Below are 13,385 nucleotides of genomic sequence, written 5' to 3'. Positions count from 1 at the left end.
TCTGAATTTGCGATTCAGATAGCTGAAGGAAAATATGATGAACTATATTTGCGCGGCGCTTTACAAATTTGTAGAGCTCGATAACTATTCCGATCTTCAAGATCCCCTGTACCAAGTTATGGCTAAACATGACGTTAAAGGTACGCTTCTTCTCGCTCGCGAAGGCATAAACGGCACCATTTGCGGTACCCGTGAAGGTATTGACGCGGTGCTTAATTGGCTACGTTCAGACCCAAGGCTTGAAAACGTAGAACACAAAGAATCTCCGAGCGAAACTCAGGCTTTTTACCGCACAAAAGTGAAGCTGAAAAAAGAAATCGTTACGCTTGGCGTAGACTGGGTTGATCCTAAAAACCTAGTAGGTACCTACGTAAAGCCAAGTGAATGGAACAATTTAATTTCAGATCCAGATGTACTGCTTATCGACACTCGCAACGACTATGAAGTTGCTGTAGGTACATTTGAAGGCGCCGTTGACCCAAAAACTGTAACCTTCCGTGAATTCCCGAAATACGTGGAAGAGCACTTAAATAAAGGTGAACACAAGAAGGTGGCGATGTTCTGCACTGGGGGTATTCGCTGTGAGAAGTCGACTGCGTATTTAAAAGGTTTAGGCTTTGACGAGGTTTATCACTTACAGGGTGGTATTTTAAAATACCTCGAGGAAGTGCCTGCTGAAGAGAGCATGTGGAAAGGCGAGTGTTTCGTTTTCGACCAACGCGTAACCGTGAAGCACGGCTTAGAACAAGGCACTTACGACCAATGCTACGCTTGCCGTATGCCTATTACCGAAGAAGAAATGGCTTCGGACCAATACCAGAAAGGCGTTAGCTGCCCACATTGCTACGACAAAACCACCCCCGATCAAAAAGCCCGTTATGCGGAGCGCGAACGTCAGATTCAACTCGCCAAAGCGCGCGGAGAAAAACACATTCGCGACGGCCGCTTAGAAGGTTAATCGTTAGACTCGGATACCGAGGGTAGGCGTAAAGCCTGCCCTCCTGCGAGAATCGCAAGCAAAGCTAAAAAAACAAGAACCGAAAGCGTCCCCAGCCAATAATCAAGCGCCCCAAGTACACCACCGCACAGTAAAATCACTCCAATTAAAGTATTACTTACAGCGGTAAATTGAGCTCTGTTTTCCTGCGTAGCCATGTCTACCAAATAAGTGGTACGCCCTATTCTTGCCCCTTGGTGCGCAACTGCCGCACTAAAAATTAGCGCTGAAGCTACGAATATATTGCCAAGCAATGCAGCGTTGAACGATGCCAATACAACGGTAAGTACCATAATAGCACTCGCAAGCCACGCAGCAGCAGCCATCACATGATGACTAGCTTTGTCTGCCCAGCTCCCCCAGAAGCGACCAGCGACCATGCCTGCAGCCCCACTTGCGAGCATTAAACCACCCAGCGTAGACAACGTCGACTGGTCTTGCTGTTGCACCAATACCACGATATATGGAATTGAAAACGCAGAAGAGACTAACAAGGCTCGAGTCATAACAAACTTGCGAAAATGGCTGTCGGTTACAAGCAATGACAAAGACTTAATAGCTTCGGCGCCAGCATTTCCTCCACCTTCGGTAGCGCCCGGAGTTTCCGGCACAAAGCTATAAATAGTTGCTGCAACTAACCATAAAAGAGCAGAGCCGCCAAGCAAGCTGTAAAACACTGCGCTAGACTCCGTTAGTTCTGGGAACGCAATAATCAATAGCGCCACCAATAGAGTAAGCACACCCGCCGCGCTAGAGGCGTTTCCAGTTAATCGACCTCTTCGAGATTTGGAAATGGTTTTCCCCATCACGTCTTTGATGGCCACCGAGCATACGCCTCGCGACAAGCTGAAAAACAGCAATGCGCCGATAATGCTCCAACCGAGTACCGTTCCTTCTGTATAAAGCACCGCCAGTAACATAGCGATTAAACCAACACACTGTCCTAAAGAACCGATGACCCAAAACCATTTACGAATAGGTTGTTCTCGTAGCTTTTGAGCCACGAGAAGCTGAGGTAGCAACGCCATAGACTCCCGAAGCGGTACCAACCATGCAATGAGAAAACCTGGAGCCCCAGAAGCGGTCATTAACCAAGGTAAAATAAGACGTGCGGAAACGAGTGAGTCACCCAATTTAGTGAGTACTAAAGCGAGTATATGTAATACAAACGACTTGGGCTGAGCGTTACAAGCCTCGTCTGGAATATCACGACATACTCTAGCGTCTTCCTCGTCTACCAAGTATCGATAAACACGTGTTGTCCATGCTCTATTTTGGTCGTTCATGGTTCCTCAACTATAAGTATCTCTTTTTTCGAAGATTAATAATCCCGCTCAAAAATTGTCCAAAGCGGCATTTTTTTATATACTAAAGAGTACGCCACGTTTAACTAGGAGGCGTTCATGCAAGTGTCTAACTACGATATGTTTAGCGGCTTGGTTCAATTCGTCAACAATCGCAGCTTGGTATCACCTGGCTCGAACAATAACGAATTAACTACGTCTCTGACAAATCCAGGTCTCGAATTAGCCAATGAGAGACTAGGTTCACTTGTGGATGAACAGAGAAGCAGATTCACTGAAGCGCGTTCTAATGCTATCGAATCTGGCAGTGCAGCATTTGCTAGCGAAGATCTAGAGTCTAGAGTTTCGGAGCTACGCGACCTAGCTTCTCAAGCTTCCGACACTTCGTTAACCGACGAAGAACGAGCAGATATCGAGTCGCGTTTTAATACGCAACGAGATGAGTTAAACGAGCGGTTTTCTTCACTTATCGAGCGCTCGGACAACGAGACCGGCACGCAAAGAGACATCAGAGATTCATTCTCTGCGTTACAAGATGAAGCGTCGTTCATTAACGAAATTGATATTTCAGACGCTGAATCACTAGAGCAAAGTGAAGAAGGCTTTGAACAGTTTCAAGAGTCGGCTCAGCAACAACGAGGCGACTTTGTAGAAAGTCGAGAAGACTTTCTCGCGAGTGCGCAGGCTGCGCAAAATGACACGGATGAAATAGACAGAGCCCGTGAACAAGTATCTAGCCTGGAACAAGCAAGCACTCAAGCGCAAGAGATTCAACAACAAATCTCACAAAGTGGGGCCTTTGTGACACAAAGCCAAGCGAATATTTCGCAAGCTTTTGCTGTAAGTTTACTAACTTAGATTCGTTGTTTGGGCATACCATGACTCAAAGTAGGGGGAGTCTATGAAAATTGAAAGCACACAAAATACGCAAAGTTTGCTGCAACAGATTCAAGAGCAACAAACCGAGCGTTTACGTAAGCTAGCTTCAGGTAAGCGTGTAGAAAACGCCGCTGACGATGCTGCAGCTTCTCAAATTATCGAGCGTCTTACTGCCGAAAGTAACGCTTACCAGCGTTCTATGGGCAATGCGTACGATGGCATTTCTATGGCGCAAGTTGCGGAAGGCGGTTTGGCAAACGTGAACGACGACGTTAACCGTATTCGTGAACTCACGTTGCAAGCTGGCAATGGAGCACTCAACGACTCTGACCGTCAAGCATTGCAAAGTGAAATCGATCAACTTCGCGGCAATATCGACCAAACCCTAGAAAGAACTGAGTTTGCGGGTAAACCTTTGCTCACTTCTGATAGTAGCCAAGAGTTCTTGGTGGGTAGCAGTGCAGGCCAAACCATTTCCATCGATTTGCAAGACGTAAGCGGACAGCTTTCAGGTCTTGATAACATCGACCTAACTGATCCAGAGTCTCGCGACAACTTGCTAGGCGAGCTCGATTCGCTGCAAGAAAACATTTCTTCTCAGCGTGCTGACCTTGGTGCGGTTCAAAATCAATTCGAGTCTGCGGCTCGTAACTTGAATAACACCGATATTAATATGCAAGAAGCTCGTTCTCGTATACAAGACTTAGATTACGCAATGGGTACAGCTGAAAACATTCAAGGCCAAATCCAGCAAAGCGCAGCCATTTCGGTACAAGGGCAAGCGAATGCACGGAACGAACAGGTATTGTCTGTATTAGGCGGCTAACCCAACCGCAAATGAAAGTGATTAAAGAGCGCCTACTTGGAAGAGTTGGCGCTTTTTTTCTGCAGGCTTTGCTGAACCTTGAACCAGATACGGTTCACCAACGCGACCAATCTTATCCAGTCGGGTAGCTCTTCTCGGGACATGTTGAACTTCGAGTATTGATTGTACTCATCTAAGAACACATCAATCTCATTTTCAAATAAGTCGTTCATCACCACGGCCATGGCGACATCAAAGGCAGGGTGTGAATACCCAGCGTATTCCCAATCAATAATTCTCAAATGCGGATTCAAGAAGATATGATCCATGCTTAAGTCGAGGTGACAAAACACATGCGGGCCATTTTCCCAAAGTGTAAGCAAATCTTCTGACTCGTGTAAATCGTGCTTTAATTGCTTCGCTAATGCCGGTGAACTCTCTTCTAGTGCATCGCAATATAAATAAAGCCGCTCACGCAAAGACCAACGAGGTAGGTTTGGCGTTAGGCGTTGTACACCTGCAAGCGCTCGACCAAGCACGCGAAGTTGAAGTTCCTCTTCATGCACCACGTCAAACATTGAAGTTTCCAAGTAGTCGTAGATAACCACGCGGTCTTCTCGAACAGAAAGCACAACCTCAGGCCCTAACGACTGCTCAGCAACATAGTGTTCTAGCGCCAGCACTTGCTCCATGTCACGAGAAAATGCTTCCTCGTAACGAAACTGCTTAGCCAAATAACGTTTCTCACCATTACTAAGCACCCAAGTACGGTTGGCCAATTGATTTCCAATCGGTTCGATTTTCCATGGCCCACCAGCGACTAGCTTATCTAGACACTGGCGAGGAAAACCGTTTTGACTCACCATATTCAGGCTTCGCTTCCAGATGGTTTTAATTGTGCTTGCCATTGCTTATATCCATATCCGGCCATAACCAAAAACGCGCTGTACAATAGCGCTGTGAGCCAAAAGCCTTCTGTTGCAAACAAGTAAACATAAAACGCATCGATAACTATCCAGTACAACCAATTCTCAAGTATCTTCTTCGCGACCATCCACTGCACAGCTAAACTAGCCACGGTAGTAAACGTGTCTAACATAACCGAGTCGGCCCGCGTGTAGGTTTGCATATAGTAAGCAACCAACACCGACGCAACAGCAATACCTGCGATAAAACCAATGTGCCACTTCCAGCCTTTGGTACTTATGACCAGTGAATCCTCACCACGTTCACCAAATTTCCACTGCCATAACCCATACCCGGCCATGAGTACATAGCAACCCTGTAGTAAGGCTTCCATGTACAAGCGACTCTCCATGAACAAAATCACGTAAATGGAAGCGCTAAATGCAGCTACTGGCCAACACCAAAGGCTTTGTTTAATTGCCAGTATAACGTAAGTGAGCGCTAACACCACTGCTAGCGCTTCATACGAAAGTAAATACCCAAGAATATCATTCATGTGTTTCTACCCATGAGTTCACACCTAAAAGTGCAAACGCGCTCCTATTCCTATGCGACGCGGCTCGCCATATTGAACATAATTCTTCGCTTGATATTCGTCTCGCGGATCGTTCCCGAAATAGAAACCTCGGGTTGTATACGTTTCATCTGTTAAGTTACGGGCGAATAAGCTAAAAGTCCAATTACCCCAGTCGTAATCGATACGTGTATGCAGCAACTGGAACTCATCGCTGCGCTCATCATGTGAGTTGGAATAGTAAAACGCGTCTTTTGCATCGACTTCAAAGCGCCAAGTCATATTGCTGGTTAATGCATAGTCGAAGCCAGCGTGCGCTTGATAGGTAGGCGCATGCGCTTGCTCACGACCCGTTAAATTTGTGCCGTCTTGCAACAACAAACCATCTAATTCTGTTTGCAACAACCCTGCACTCGCAAAAAGTCTTAACTTGTCAGTAGGAACCCACTCAACACTTGCCTCTAAACCATAGTTTACACCGGAAGATGCATTGTCACGGTAGGTTACAAACACAGCACTGCGTTCAACATAAGCGTTAACTTGCATGTCGTCTCGCCAGCTATAAAAGCCAACGAATTCAGCACGCAAGCTTTGCTCCGCAGAAAAGTAGCGTAAACCAAACTCTAGAGAAGTTAAGTATTCCGGATCGTACTCTGCTTTAGATGCCAAGAAGTCACGGAATTCGGTTAGGTTTTCATCTTCAACACGGCCTAGTGCCTCACCATTTACCCCACCTGTTTTGAAGCCACGAGCTAGGGTTGTAAACCATTGAGTTGTGTCGGTCCATTGGAACTCTAGAGAAGCCCTTCCACCCCAAGCATTCGAGTCTGGAGACGCTGTAATGTTGCGGCTATCTGAGTAATCGTTGTCATAACTTTCAAAACGTCCACCGATGGTGCCTCGTAAACGTTCAGAAAGCTGTGCGCTCAACTCACCATAAACGGCTATGTTTTGCGTGTCATATTGACTACTAAAAGGTCCAGATAAATAGGTGTAGTTACGCGTTAACTCTTGCTCTCTCGACTGTAAGTAAGCACCTACCAACCAGTCTACTTCAACTCCGGAAGCTAACCATGCTTCATCCGACAACACACGAACCTCAAGCTCTTGCTGAGTTCTTGCGCGGTCGTATTCGTCGTATGAATTATATTCCCAACCAGGGCGAATACCTTCGTAAGCCCAGTCTTCATCGTAGCCATAAAGCTCGTCTGCTGTTAAAAATGAACCGCTCAATTCGGCAATATAACCTTGCTCGCTTGCATAAGCTGCTAAGAACCTTCCCGCTGTGCTTTTTAATGTGTCTTCACCGGGAGTGTCCGATAAAGTTTCACGATTTAAATCCAACGAGAACGCATCATAGCCGTTATCAACGTCAAAATGATGCAAGGTAAGCTTGGTGGTCCACTGCGAGTTTAATTCCCATTCGGCGTTTAAACGAATCGTAGTTTCGTCTCTATGCTGTGTGTCTTCTCTATCTAAGAAAACATTCTCCATAAAGCCGTCACTTTCATATTGGTAAACACTTAAACGCGCAACACCTGTGTCGCTCAGAGTTTGGTTGAATGCCAAACCTGCGCCATAAGTGTTGTACTCTCCCCACTCCATATCAACTACGCCGTCGTTATATATTGTTGCAGGCGTACTACTTAAATAAATCACTCCAGCCATTCCGTCAGCCCCAAACCGAGTGCTTTGTGGGCCGCGGAAAACCTCAACTTGTCCGATATCAAACGTAGTGCCTGCAGCCCCTAAGCCGCTGTAATTGATACCATCAATAACCAAACCTACCGAAGGATTAATAGGGTCTACAAATTGACTGCGCTCACCAATTCCACGAATTTGGAAAAAGCGTCCGCGGGAAGCGCCTGAAGCCACATTTACATTGGCTGCCATCGCTAGAATATCTTCAATATGCGCAGCTTGGCGTTGTTGAATGTCCTCTCCGTTAAGTACGGAGACACTTGCAGGTACGTCCTCTATGCCGCGCGCACGAAAGTCGCCAACCACTTCGATACGTTCAATGGTTGTTTCTTCTTCAGTAGCTTCTTCAGCGGAAACGGAGTGAACACCAGCTACAGCTAGTGCAATTAGACTTAAAGGAAATACTAAATTTTTCTTAGACATGGTTTGGATCTCTTCTTTTTTAACCACTAAAAGATGAGACCCGGTTATGCGGTGTACGGGTATATTGTTTCTACCAATCCCTACGCCAGTATTAACCGGATCAGGTACAAAGAGTTCGCTCTCGCATCTCAGCCTTACGGCACCCCTTTGGTAACTTTGCTGCTCTCAAGAGCAACTGGCGGCAAGTATAACGCTAACCCACCGCAGTTCCAACACACTTAGTCAATGAATGATAAAGCGTCTCCAAACAACTGTGTGTTCGGTAAGCCCTTACGATAAAAGTCGTCGCGAGCGGTTTTTACCATTTCAAAACGCCCAGCAATGTAAATATCAAAATCGGCCAGTGTGTCAAAATCGTTCATCACAGCTTGGTGTACCCAGCCAGTGCGCCCTTTCCAATCGGCTTCAGCTTGCTCAACGACAGGCCTGAAATCAAACCGAGCATCGCGCTCAGCCAACTTTTTAAGCTCAGCGTATGCGTACAAGTCGCTTAACTGTTTGGCTCCCCAATAAAAAACAATCTTTCTCGACTCGCTCGTCTCAAGATGAGCTTGCGCTATAGACCAAGCATAGGAAAAACCTGTTCCTCCTGCGACTAGCAGTAAATCTCTGCTGCTAGCTCGGTAACCAGCTTCCCCTTGCGGCAAAGAGATAGTAAGTACTTGCTCTTCTCGCGCTTTCTTTAATACTTCCCATGCATAAGGGTTGTCTGGCGTTGCGCCTACGTGCAACTCAATGTATTCATTCTCGCTAGGCGACGAAGCAATAGAAAATGGGCGCAGATCAGTCGTACCCATTTTGACGCAAATATATTGCCCCGCAATAAACCTACAGGACGTTTCCGGCTTCAACAGAATACGATATACGTTCTCTGTTAACGGCGAAATCGACTCAACCGCACAGCTGACGGTTTCAATATTACTCATCAAAAATACCTAACTCATCCCACATCAAATCTACTTTGTCTTTGATGTCTTGATTCATTTCAATGGGTACGCCCCATTCTCGGTCTGTTTCACCAGGCCATTTATTTGTGGCGTCCATACCCATTTTAGAACCTAAGCCTGAAACAGGTGACGCAAAGTCTAAATAGTCTATTGGCGTATTTTCCACGAACGTCGTGTCACGCGCAGGGTCCATCCGTGTAGTCATGGCCCAAATGACATCTTTCCAGTCACGTGCATTGACGTCGTCGTCACAAACAATAACGAACTTGGTATACATGAACTGCCGTAAGAAAGACCACACCCCCATCATGACTCGCTTCGCATGACCAGGGTAAGACTTTTTCATGGTGACTACGGCCATACGGTACGAACAACCTTCCGGCGGTAAATAGAAGTCTACAATCTCTGGAAATTGCTTTTGCAAAATGGGTACAAATACCTCATTCAAGGCCACGCCCAGAATTGCGGGTTCGTCAGGCGGTCTGCCCGTATAAGTACTGTGGTATATCGGATCCTTACGGTGGGTTATTCGCTCCACCGTAAATACCGGGAAACTCTCTACTTCGTTGTAATAACCCGTGTGATCTCCATACGGTCCTTCAGGAGCCATCTCACCAGGCTCTAAATACCCTTCCAGTACAAATTCGGCATGCGCAGGCACTTGTAGGTCACTACCCAAGCATTTCACCACTTCGGTCTTACCATCTCGCAGTAACCCCGCAAACGCATACTCCGACAGCGTGTCAGGTACTGGAGTGACAGCACCCAAAATAGTTGCAGGATCAGCACCGAGAGCCACAGCGACAGGAAATCGTTCACCTGGATTTGTCTTTTGAAACTCTTGAAAATCGATGGCGCCACCACGGTGGCTTAACCAACGCATAATTAGCTTATTCTTAGCCAACAACTGCTGACGATAAATACCAAGGTTTTGGCGCTTCTTATGTGGACCGCGAGTTACCGTTAACCCCCAAGTAACCAATGGCGCAACATCACCAGGCCAGCAGGTCTGAATCGGAATATGGTTAAGATCAACATCATCGCCTTCCAGAACCACTTCTTGGCAAGGTGCATTCTTAAGCACCTTCGGCCCCATGCTTAAAACCTTTTTCAGTAAAGGCAGCTTACTTACGGCATCTTTGAGGCCTGCAGGCGGTTCAGGCTCCTTTAAATACGCAAGTAACTTTCCAACTTCGCGTAATGCCTGCACGTCGGCTTGGCCCATTCCCATGGCTACGCGTTCAGGAGTACCAAATAAATTCGCAAGTACAGGAGTGTTATGACCTTTGGGATTTTCGAACAGTAATGCAGGACCGCCAGCTTTAAGAGTGCGGTCTGCAATTTCCGTCATTTCCAGGTTTGGATCGACTTCTTGGCTTATTCTTTTCAGCTTGCCTTGCGCTTCTAGTTGCGCAATAAATTCGCGCAAGTCGCGATATTTCATGCAGTTGCTCGCTATATTGAACCTAATACCGTCATTATAAGGGTTTTCACATCCTATTGCAGGCATGTGAATTCAGTACGTGCAATTCCGGAAAAATGACTACAAACAGTTATAAAAAAGCCGCGCAACTTTACGCTGCACGGCTTTCATGAATCTGTATTAACGCTACTTTTGACGCTTCATCGACTCAAAGAACTCATCGTTCGTTTTCGTCATTTGCAGCTTATCAATGAGGAATTCCATCGCTTCAATTTCACCCATTGGATGAACAATCTTACGCAGAATCCACATCTTCTGAAGCTCTTCAGCTGAAGACAATAGCTCTTCACGACGCGTGCCTGAGCGGTTGAAGTCGATTGCAGGGAAAACACGCTTCTCAGCAATTTTACGGTTCAGGTGTAATTCCATATTACCTGTACCCTTAAATTCCTCGTAAATCACTTCGTCCATCTTCGAACCAGTGTCAATCAGCGCCGTCGCAATGATAGTTAAGCTTCCGCCTTCTTCAACATTACGTGCAGCACCAAAGAAACGCTTCGGTTTGTGCAATGCATTCGCGTCAACACCACCCGTTAGTACTTTACCCGAGCTTGGAATAACCGTGTTGTATGCGCGAGCTAAACGCGTGATCGAGTCAAGAAGAATGACTACGTCTTTCTTGTGCTCTACCAAACGCTTGGCTTTTTCAATCACCATTTCTGCAACTTGTACGTGGCGGCTAGCTGGCTCATCGAACGTCGATGCGATAACTTCACCTTTTACCAAGCGTTGCATTTCCGTAACTTCTTCCGGACGCTCGTCGATAAGCAATACCATCAAATTCGCTTCTGGATGGTTCGCAGCAATAGACTGAGCAATATTTTGTAGTAATAGCGTTTTACCAGCCTTCGGAGGCGCAACAATTAGGCCACGCTGCCCTTTACCAATAGGTGACGCTAAATCTAAAATTCTTGCTGTAATGTCTTCGGTAGAACCATTACCACGCTCCATGCGCATACGCTCGTCGGCATGCAAAGGGGTAAGGTTTTCGAAAAGAAGTTTATTGCGAGAATTTTCAGGTTTGTCGAAGTTAACTTCGCGGATCTTTAGAAGTGCAAAATAGCGTTCACCGTCTTTTGGAGGCCTAATTTTGCCCGCAACGGTGTCACCGGTGCGTAAGTTAAATCGTCTTATTTGACTTGGCGAAACATAAATATCGTCAGGCCCTGCTAGGTAAGAAGAGTCTCCCGAGCGTAGGAAGCCAAAGCCATCTTGCAGTATTTCCAGTACACCGTCGCCAAAAATATCTTCGCCACTTTTAGCATGCGCTTTCAATATAGAAAAAATGATGTCCTGTTTGCGCATGCGAGCCATATTGTCTAGGCCCATACTTGCAGCGAGTTCAACCAGATCGTTTACGGGTTTGTTTTTTAATTCAGTAAGATTCATAGGCAGTAGGTTGGTTGGTCTTAGATAGTTGTTCTTTGGTTTAGTTGGTATCTTGAACACAGCTTGTGCCCGGAGATACGTTCATTAGTAAAATTGGAAATCCTGTTGCTCTGTGGGCCTCGGGAAAGTCGGATGATGCCCTAGAAATGCTTTGCGTGTAAAAGTAACACCAAAATTAGAATACGTCCAGTTTTTGACCGCTCGTCACAAAAATTTAAGATAAAACCTTCGAAACGAGCGGCAATCAACCGAACTTAGATGTTTTCGTTGATAAATTCTGCAAGTTGAGTTTTGGACATAGCGCCAACTTTCGTACCTACAACTTCGCCGTTCTTAAACAACAATAGCGTTGGAATACCACGAATGTTGTACTTTGGAGGCGTCTGATTGTTGTGGTCTACATTCAGCTTACCCACAGTAAGCTTACCTTCAAACTCTGTAGCTACTTCGTCTAAGATAGGCGCGATCATTTTACATGGTCCACACCACTCAGCCCAAAAATCTACCAAGACGGGTTGGTCAGCGTTAATTACGTCAGCTTCAAAGCTGTCGTCGCTTAGCTGAACAATCTTGTCACTCATGTTACTTCTCCAAATTTAGTTGCATGCGTGTCTAGTTAAGACAACATTATAGAACACTATGGTACGCATATTGAAGCATTTATGTTTCCTAATGCAAGCGTAAACCTGATACAATTTAGTTATGACTAATAAACATTTAACAGAAACCAAGTTTGCCGAGCTAGGTTTGCACCCTAAAGTACTGGATGCACTAAATAATCTCGGCTTTGAGAACTGTACACCGATTCAGGCAATGAGCTTGCCTGTTGCGTTACAGGGCAAAGATGTGGCTGGCCAAGCGCAAACCGGAACCGGAAAAACAATTGCGTTTCTTGTGGCGCTCTTTAACCACCTTATTACCCGTCCCAAGCGCATTAGCGACTCTAATCATCCTCGCGCCCTTATAATGGCACCTACGAGAGAACTTGCCGTTCAGATCTTTAACGACGCAGAAACTATCGCTAAGTCTTGTGGGCTAAAAGCATCTGTAGTGTACGGCGGAGAAGGTTATGACGCGCAGCGTGCAGAGCTTCAAGAGGGTGTAGACGTTCTTATAGGAACATGCGGACGACTTATTGATTATTTCAAGCAAGGGGTTTACCAACTCGACAACATTGATGTTGTGGTACTCGACGAAGCAGATCGCATGTACGACCTCGGCTTTATCGACGATGTTCGTTACATGCTGCGTAAAATGCCTTCCCCAGCAGAGCGATTGAACTTATTGTTCTCTGCCACGCTGTCTTTCCGTGTGAAAGAGCTCGCATACGAGCATATGAACGACCCTACCGCGGTTGAAATCGAGCCGGAACAAATGACCGGTGCGCGTATTGAAGAAGAGCTTCTTTATCCAAGTAAGCCCGACAAAATGAAGCTACTGCTGACGTTAATGGAAGAAGATTGGCCAGACAAAGCCATTGTGTTTTCCAATACTAAGCATGGTTGTAGCGAAGTTTATCATTGGTTAGCGGCCGACAAGCACCGTGTAGGTTTGCTTACTGGGGATGTGCCACAACGTAAACGCCTGAAAATTTTGGAAGACTTTACCAGCGGTAAAATTGATGTGCTGGTGGCTACAGACGTTGCGGCCCGAGGCTTACATATCCCATCAGTAAGTCACGTGTACAATTACGACTTGCCAGACGACTGTGAAGATTACGTGCACCGCATCGGTAGAACAGGACGAGCAGGCGCGAGTGGTAAGGCAATTAGCTTAGCCTGTGAAGAGTACGTATATAACCTACCGGCTATCGAAAGCTACATTGGTCATGCTATTCCGGTTACTAAATACGACCCTAACGCACTGCTTTCCGACCTTAAGAAGCCTCATATTCCGCACAAGCGTCGAATGCAAAGTGGAAAACAGTACAACCGTCGGAACAACCAGTCTCGCCCACGAAAGAACGGGTAGGATAGA

The 13,385-nt window shown here is 46.2% G+C and carries 12 protein-coding genes and 1 riboswitch; of the genes, 4 read left to right on the top strand and 8 right to left on the bottom strand.

Annotated features, from left to right (window positions below; genetic code table 11):
• Positions 1 to 34 precede the first annotated feature (34 nt).
• Positions 35 to 958, top strand: coding sequence for a rhodanese-related sulfurtransferase (locus EYQ95_RS10600; protein ID WP_207916356.1), 924 nt, complete (start codon positions 35 to 37; stop codon positions 956 to 958).
• On the opposite strand, the gene EYQ95_RS10595 is transcribed toward EYQ95_RS10600, so the two are convergent.
• A complete protein-coding gene (locus EYQ95_RS10595) occupies positions 955 to 2,283 on the bottom strand; it encodes an MFS transporter (RefSeq protein ID WP_111915768.1) in 1,329 nt (442 codons plus the stop codon). The two genes, EYQ95_RS10600 and EYQ95_RS10595, sit on opposite strands and share 4 nt — an antisense overlap.
• Positions 2,284 to 2,400: 117 nt before the next feature.
• On the opposite strand from EYQ95_RS10595, the gene EYQ95_RS10590 reads away from it, so the two are divergent.
• Together EYQ95_RS10590 and EYQ95_RS10585 are read left to right on the top strand one after the other, a co-directional pair.
• Complete coding sequence (locus tag EYQ95_RS10590; RefSeq protein WP_111915769.1) at positions 2,401 to 3,159, top strand: hypothetical protein; 759 nt, start codon at positions 2,401 to 2,403, stop codon at positions 3,157 to 3,159.
• 43 nt (positions 3,160 to 3,202) lie between these two features.
• Positions 3,203 to 4,006, top strand: a complete 804-nt coding sequence (locus EYQ95_RS10585; RefSeq protein ID WP_111915770.1) for a flagellin — start codon at positions 3,203 to 3,205, stop codon at positions 4,004 to 4,006.
• Positions 4,007 to 4,038: 32 nt separating this feature from the next.
• Here the strand turns inward: EYQ95_RS10585 and EYQ95_RS10580 are convergent, their stop codons facing one another.
• The 7 genes from EYQ95_RS10580 to trxA all read right to left on the bottom strand — a co-directional run bounded on the left by EYQ95_RS10580 (position 4,039) and on the right by trxA (position 11,989).
• Positions 4,039 to 4,893: an aminoglycoside phosphotransferase family protein gene (locus EYQ95_RS10580; protein ID WP_111915771.1), complete on the bottom strand. Its 855-nt coding sequence runs from the start codon at positions 4,891 to 4,893 to the stop codon at positions 4,039 to 4,041.
• Positions 4,854 to 5,447, bottom strand: coding sequence for a nicotinamide riboside transporter PnuC (gene pnuC, locus EYQ95_RS10575; RefSeq protein WP_111915772.1), 594 nt, complete (start codon positions 5,445 to 5,447; stop codon positions 4,854 to 4,856). The genes EYQ95_RS10580 and pnuC overlap by 40 nt, the downstream gene beginning before the upstream one ends.
• A 24-nt stretch (positions 5,448 to 5,471) precedes the next feature.
• A complete protein-coding gene (locus tag EYQ95_RS10570; protein ID WP_111915773.1) occupies positions 5,472 to 7,589 on the bottom strand; it encodes a TonB-dependent receptor in 2,118 nt (705 codons plus the stop codon).
• Positions 7,590 to 7,649: 60 nt separating this feature from the next.
• A riboswitch (TPP riboswitch) is annotated at positions 7,650 to 7,746 on the bottom strand.
• Positions 7,747 to 7,807: 61 nt separating this feature from the next.
• The gene (gene fre, locus EYQ95_RS10565) at positions 7,808 to 8,515 is read right to left on the bottom strand and encodes an NAD(P)H-flavin reductase (protein ID WP_111915774.1); all 708 of its coding nucleotides are present in this window, start codon (positions 8,513 to 8,515) and stop codon (positions 7,808 to 7,810) included.
• Positions 8,508 to 9,980: a 4-hydroxy-3-polyprenylbenzoate decarboxylase gene (gene ubiD, locus EYQ95_RS10560; protein WP_111915775.1), complete on the bottom strand. Its 1,473-nt coding sequence runs from the start codon at positions 9,978 to 9,980 to the stop codon at positions 8,508 to 8,510. Before ubiD ends, fre begins: the two co-directional genes overlap by 8 nt.
• Positions 9,981 to 10,145: 165 nt before the next feature.
• Positions 10,146 to 11,408, bottom strand: coding sequence for a transcription termination factor Rho (rho, locus tag EYQ95_RS10555; protein WP_111915776.1), 1,263 nt, complete (start codon positions 11,406 to 11,408; stop codon positions 10,146 to 10,148).
• A gap of 254 nt (positions 11,409 to 11,662) precedes the next feature.
• Entirely contained in the window at positions 11,663 to 11,989 is a 327-nt protein-coding gene (trxA, locus tag EYQ95_RS10550) for a thioredoxin TrxA (protein WP_111915777.1), read from the bottom strand.
• A 121-nt stretch (positions 11,990 to 12,110) separates the two neighbouring features.
• Between trxA and rhlB the strand changes: the two genes are divergently transcribed.
• Complete coding sequence (rhlB, locus tag EYQ95_RS10545) at positions 12,111 to 13,379, top strand: ATP-dependent RNA helicase RhlB (protein ID WP_111915778.1); 1,269 nt, start codon at positions 12,111 to 12,113, stop codon at positions 13,377 to 13,379.
• The last annotated feature ends 6 nt before the right edge of the window (positions 13,380 to 13,385 follow it).

The sequence above is a fragment of the Lysobacter sp. N42 genome, from assembly GCF_004344885.1.
The sequence above is the reverse complement of the archived record's forward strand: the minus strand, read 5'-3'. Positions and strand labels throughout refer to the sequence as shown.

Excerpts from the sequence above, each read along its gene's own strand:
- EYQ95_RS10570 (WP_111915773.1), bottom strand. The coding sequence starts at position 7,589 with ATGTCTAAGAAAAATTTAGTATTTCCTTTAAGTCTAATTGCACTAGCT.
- trxA (WP_111915777.1), bottom strand. The coding sequence starts at position 11,989 with ATGAGTGACAAGATTGTTCAGCTAAGCGACGACAGCTTTGAAGCTGAC.
- fre (WP_111915774.1), bottom strand. The coding sequence starts at position 8,515 with ATGAGTAATATTGAAACCGTCAGCTGTGCGGTTGAGTCGATTTCGCCG.
- EYQ95_RS10590 (WP_111915769.1), top strand. The coding sequence starts at position 2,401 with ATGCAAGTGTCTAACTACGATATGTTTAGCGGCTTGGTTCAATTCGTC.
- rho (WP_111915776.1), bottom strand. The coding sequence starts at position 11,408 with ATGAATCTTACTGAATTAAAAAACAAACCCGTAAACGATCTGGTTGAA.
- EYQ95_RS10600 (WP_207916356.1), top strand. The coding sequence starts at position 35 with ATGATGAACTATATTTGCGCGGCGCTTTACAAATTTGTAGAGCTCGAT.
- EYQ95_RS10580 (WP_111915771.1), bottom strand. The coding sequence starts at position 4,893 with ATGGCAAGCACAATTAAAACCATCTGGAAGCGAAGCCTGAATATGGTG.
- EYQ95_RS10595 (WP_111915768.1), bottom strand. The coding sequence starts at position 2,283 with ATGAACGACCAAAATAGAGCATGGACAACACGTGTTTATCGATACTTG.
- pnuC (WP_111915772.1), bottom strand. The coding sequence starts at position 5,447 with ATGAATGATATTCTTGGGTATTTACTTTCGTATGAAGCGCTAGCAGTG.
- ubiD (WP_111915775.1), bottom strand. The coding sequence starts at position 9,980 with ATGAAATATCGCGACTTGCGCGAATTTATTGCGCAACTAGAAGCGCAA.
- EYQ95_RS10585 (WP_111915770.1), top strand. The coding sequence starts at position 3,203 with ATGAAAATTGAAAGCACACAAAATACGCAAAGTTTGCTGCAACAGATT.
- rhlB (WP_111915778.1), top strand. The coding sequence starts at position 12,111 with ATGACTAATAAACATTTAACAGAAACCAAGTTTGCCGAGCTAGGTTTG.